We start from the raw sequence: 3,173 nt of genomic DNA on the forward strand, positions 1-3,173 counted from the left end.
GCGGCCATGTGGGCCTCGGCCAGTCGCAGCTCGCCGCGCGCGGCCCGGCTCAGCCCGAAGGCGCGGTTCAGCTCGGACGCCCCCGCCTCGGCCCGCGCCTCGGCCACCAGGTCACCGGCCTGATTGAGTATCTGCCGGGCTCGGGACCGGTGGAACGAGGCGATGCGTTCGCCGCTGGGGTTGGGGTCGTCCCTCATGGCGGGCACCTGCGTTCGGGGATGTGCATGCCATGCGCGGTGGCTGAGGCAGCGAACTCGGACGCTTGGGGCTCGTCCAAGGCGGTGAGCACTGCCGCGAATTGATGGCGGATCGTCACCACAGCGCAGAGAGACCCTGGTCCTGCCGAGTATCGGTAGACGAACTGGTCCGCCAGGTTCGCGTTGCCGCGCTGCATCTCCGCTGTGTTTGGCGCCAGCCCCTCAACGGCGATGGCCATTTGCTTCGCCAGCAGGGGGTCGTACCGAAGGACCCAAACCCGCCCCGTGCAGCGCCGCCCAATGTGCTTGTAGAACAGCGCCATGCCGACCTTGGCCAGCACGTCTTCCAGGGCTTCGGTGGTGATGGGGCCGATTTTGAGGACACCGTATTCGTGCTGGCGAAGGCGGTCCCCCAGGTCCTTGCCAAAGCGCGTTCGGAAGTGGTGCCGCGCCTCGTTGCGGCTCAACGACGTCCACTCTTCCAGTACCTCGGGGCGGGCACGCGACAGGTGCTCCACGGTCTTGAGCCAGGATGCCTCTGTCTCCGCCAGGAGTGACGGGCGAAGCACTGCTGCCGCGATCTGCTCCGAGTAGCGTCCGGCTGCGTTGCAGGGGGCGCAGCACGGAAACTCGTAGCCCTCAGGCCACACCCTGCCGTCGAACATCGAGCGAGGGGGGCAGTGATCCGTCGTCGTCGCCGGGGCGCCGCAGTAGCAGCAATGCGGGTGCTGCAGCAGGAACTGCTGGCGGCTGTACTGCCGCCGTTTGGCCTCACCGGCCACGGGCCGCCGCCGCCGTGGGCACAGGCCGGAGAGAAGTGCGTGGCCGGTGCGGCCGGTCGGAAGGGGTCATCGGGGCACCATGCGGCATCTTTGTCATACCGGCAACGGGCGTTGTTCAGAATGACAAATAGGGGTGTCTTGGTTCCGAGGCCGCGACCTTGGCGGACGAGGGGCATCCGGCTTCCGATGGAGGGAGCGACAGATGATTCCGACCGCGTGGACGACGAACTTCAGCGAGGCGCCGACGGACAGGTTTGTCCTGGTTCGGCGGTTCGAGGCGGTCACCATGCCCGACATTGATCCGACCGACCCGCCCGAGGGGCTGTGTGGCTGCCACATCGCCCTAGCCTCCAGGACGAGGAGCAGGCCTGCTGAATCGAGGCAGGTACAGGCGAGGCGTTGACCTTCGAGCTCGAGGAGTGGCCCAGATCCCGCAGTAGCCATCCAGACAGCGTAACGTCGTGGAGCGCCGAGGGGAGACCCTCGGTGTCCATTTTGTCGATCGTCGTTCCTTGCTTTCGACGCAGCTGCCTTGGCAAGCGAGGGGACCACCCCGCTCCCGTTGGAGGGGCGCATGACTACCACTCCACCGATGAGCTGGTCGCGTCGGAGCGGCTGCGCGAGGTCCGCCCTGGTCGGGCCCCAGTCGCAGTTCAAGATGGCCGGGGTACCGGTAGGGAGGGCGAGCCATGAGGGAACACGCGAACGACAATCTTTCTGACGCCGACGGCTGGGACAGCATTGCGGCGCTGGTCGGCATCGACCCAGCCGGGGGCAGCTTCGACGACCTCCTCGATGGCAAGGGCATCCTCGCCGAGGTGGATGACCTCGCCCGGGCGGGCGCCGAGGCGTGGCTCGACCAGCAGGCGGTTGCGGCCGCGCTCGCCGAGGGCGCGCTCCGGCTGCTCCGGCTGGCCGACACCCGCGACCGGCGCGCGCGTCAGCGTCAGGACCGGCTGCGGCACGCCGAGCTCGAGTTCGTCCGGTCCGTGCCGGAGTGCTACCGCCACCGCCTCGAAGAGTTCCTTGCCGAGGACCGGTGAGGCGGCCGGACACAAGAACGGCGCCGGAGGGAAGCCCCCGGCGCCGTTTCCGTGTGGTACGCGAGGCCGGATTCGAACCGGCGCGTAGACTGTTATGAGCAGTCGGCTCTACCCCTGAGCTACTCGCGCGAACTGGTCATTGGGTAGCGTCACGCCCGACTTCGGCCACCAGCTCCTCGATGGCGATCACCGGCGAGTGCGGGTGCGCCGTCCGGTAGGCGTGAGCCACCGCGCGCAGCCCGGCCGCCTCGGCGCGCGCCTCTGCCAACTCGTCCGCCAAGCGGTGCGCCTCGGTCCGCCAGTCGTGGGCGACAGACACCGCGTGCCCGGCCCGCGCGGCTTGGCGCGCCGCGACAGCGCGGGCGGTGTCCGCGTTCGCGGCCTCGGCGCGAGCCGAGGCCCACCAGAACATCTCCATGCCGGACATCACTGGATCCTCCTCGAAGTCAGATTGACACGCAATCTGCGGTAGTCAATAGCTACCACCTAGATAGCGGTTATATAGTCGCTTGCGAGTGTGGGCGGCATTTCTCTGGCATTCGTTCAATGGGCGGGGAAGGAGACCCAAGATGCTCGGTAAGTTCATTGCCGCCCTGAAGGCGGCCCTCACGAAGCTGGTCGCAGTGAGCAAGGTTGTCTGGGAGCACGGCCGCGCCGTGACCAAGGTCGTCTACGAGTGGGTGGCCAAGACGGTCGGCGACCACCTTGAGGAGCGCGCCGCCGCGCACGCCGCCGCCAAGGCCGAGGCTACCCGCAAGACGGAGCAGAAGGCCGAGAGGAAGCATGAGCTCAAGGTGGCGAAGGTGTCCGCCCCGCGCCGTTCTGCGCCGGTGCTGAACCTGTTCGGACGCGGCGGCTCCGCCCCGGCCGAACAGGCGGCTCCGCCGCGTCCGGCGGCGGAGCGCGTCCGGCAGGCTGTGGATCGGCATGGAATAGGAACCCTGTTGGAGGGGTGATCGGCGTCCAAACGGGACCCCACTGACGGCGGGGTTCACAGTGGTTTCCGGGATGATCGGGAGCCAGTGCTGGGATGCTGGTCGTGGAGACAGTGGCAAAGATCCGGCGCCTGCACCGGGTGCAGGGCAAGTCGATCAAGGCGATCTGTCGTGAGCTCGGGATTTCGCGAAAGGTGGTCCGGAAGGTTCTGCGGT

At 68.0% G+C, this 3,173-nt stretch carries 5 protein-coding genes, 1 tRNA gene and 1 pseudogene; 3 read left to right on the forward strand and 4 right to left on the reverse strand.

Features of this window, described 5'->3' with window-relative positions; translation table 11 throughout:
• The coding region (locus tag ROTAS13_RS21740; RefSeq protein ID WP_139323482.1) for a hypothetical protein at positions 1–197 on the reverse strand (197 nt) is incomplete at its 3' end.
• The gene (locus ROTAS13_RS21745; protein WP_139323483.1) at positions 194–979 is read right to left on the reverse strand and encodes a hypothetical protein; all 786 of its coding nucleotides are present in this window, start codon (positions 977–979) and stop codon (positions 194–196) included. The genes ROTAS13_RS21745 and ROTAS13_RS21740, both read right to left, overlap by 4 nt.
• Positions 980–1,668: 689 nt before the next feature.
• Here ROTAS13_RS21745 and ROTAS13_RS21755 point away from each other — a divergent pair.
• Positions 1,669–2,022 (forward strand): hypothetical protein, encoded by a 354-nt coding sequence (locus tag ROTAS13_RS21755; RefSeq protein ID WP_075823395.1) that lies wholly within the window; start codon positions 1,669–1,671, stop codon positions 2,020–2,022.
• A 54-nt stretch (positions 2,023–2,076) separates the two neighbouring features.
• Here ROTAS13_RS21755 and ROTAS13_RS21760 read toward each other — a convergent pair.
• A tRNA-Ile gene (locus ROTAS13_RS21760) sits at positions 2,077–2,151 on the reverse strand.
• 7 nt (positions 2,152–2,158) lie between these two features.
• Entirely contained in the window at positions 2,159–2,449 is a 291-nt protein-coding gene (locus ROTAS13_RS21765) for a hypothetical protein (RefSeq protein ID WP_075823396.1), read from the reverse strand.
• Between the two features lie 142 nt (positions 2,450–2,591).
• Here ROTAS13_RS21765 and ROTAS13_RS21770 point away from each other — a divergent pair, with 142 nt between their 5' ends.
• Complete coding sequence (locus tag ROTAS13_RS21770; protein WP_075823398.1) at positions 2,592–2,978, forward strand: hypothetical protein; 387 nt, start codon at positions 2,592–2,594, stop codon at positions 2,976–2,978.
• Between the two features lie 74 nt (positions 2,979–3,052).
• Positions 3,053–3,173, forward strand: a pseudogene (locus ROTAS13_RS28290) (helix-turn-helix domain-containing protein); the annotation flags it as partial.

The organism is Roseomonas sp. TAS13, assembly GCF_001950415.1.
Classification (GTDB): domain Bacteria; phylum Pseudomonadota; class Alphaproteobacteria; order Acetobacterales; family Acetobacteraceae; genus Roseomonas; species Roseomonas mucosa.

Coding starts and splice junctions, on each gene's coding strand:
- ROTAS13_RS21755 (WP_075823395.1), top strand. CDS start 1,669: ATGAGGGAACACGCGAACGACAATCTTTCTGACGCCGACGGCTGGGAC.
- ROTAS13_RS21765 (WP_075823396.1), bottom strand. CDS start 2,449: ATGTCCGGCATGGAGATGTTCTGGTGGGCCTCGGCTCGCGCCGAGGCC.
- ROTAS13_RS21770 (WP_075823398.1), top strand. CDS start 2,592: ATGCTCGGTAAGTTCATTGCCGCCCTGAAGGCGGCCCTCACGAAGCTG.